This is a genomic window from Cohnella suwonensis, assembly GCF_042655365.1.
Taxonomy (GTDB): domain Bacteria; phylum Bacillota; class Bacilli; order Paenibacillales; family Paenibacillaceae; genus Cohnella; species Cohnella suwonensis.
This window is the reverse complement of the sequence record NZ_JBHSMH010000116.1, coordinates 1-997: the sequence shown is the minus strand read 5'-3', so window position 1 is coordinate 997 and position 997 is coordinate 1. Positions and strand designations below refer to the sequence as shown.

Annotated in this window: 1 pseudogene; it reads right to left on the bottom strand. The window is 54.6% G+C overall.

From position 1 onward, the window contains the following. Nucleotides 1–997, bottom strand: a pseudogene (locus ACFPPD_RS25865) (hypothetical protein); the annotation flags it as partial.

Below are 997 nucleotides of genomic sequence, written 5' to 3'. Positions count from 1 at the left end.
AGCTTAACGTTGGTGCTGTTGTATCCGACGTTGCTGTCGTGGTGAACAAGATCGTCGCTACGCTCGAAGCATTGCCAGCCGCATCCTTGACGATGGCATAGGCCTTGTACGCTGTGGATGCGGTTAAGCCAGATACGCTAGCCGTGTTCGCTGCTGCGCTTGCTCCCGCTGTTCCTTTGGCTGCGGCTGTTCCTTGTGCTGCAATCGTTGCCGCATCCGGTGCTGCGTCTGCCGCTGCATAGACTACATAGTAGTAGGTTCCTGCTTCATCCGATGTGAAGTTTAAGGTTGTCGTCGTTTCGGTCGTTGCACTTGCACTGGTTAAGCTTAACGTTGGCGCGGTTGTATCTGGCGTTGCTATCGTTGTGAACGGAATTGCCGCTACGCTCGAAACATTGCCTGCCGCATCCTTGACGATGGCATAGGCCTTGTACGCTGTGGATGCGGTCAAGCCGGTTACGCTAGCCGTGTTCGCTGTTGCGCCTGCTGCCGCTGTTCCTTTGGCTACGGCTGTTCCTTGTGCTTCAATCGCTGCCGCATTCGGCGCTGTGTCTGCCGCTGCATAGACTACGTAGTAGTAGGTTCCTGCTTCATTCGATGTGAAATTTAAGGTTGTCGTCGTTTCGGTCGTTGCACTTGCACTGGTTAAGCTTAACGTTGGCGCTGTTGTATCCGGCGTTGCTATCGTTGTGAACGGGATTGTCGCTACGCTCGAAGCATTGCCAGCCGCGTCCTTGACGATGGCATAGGCCTTGTACGCTGTGGATGCGGTCAAGCCTGATACGCTAGCCGTGTTCGCTGTTGCGCCTGCTGCCGCTGTTCCTTTGGCTACGGCTGTTCCTTGTGCTTCAATCGCTGCCGCATTCGGTGCTGCGTCTGCCGCTGCATAGACAACGTAGTAGTAGGTTCCTGCTTCATCCGATGTGAAGTTTAAGGTTGTCGTCGTTTCGGTCGTTGCACTTGCACTGGTTAAGCTTAACGTTGGCGCTGTTGTATC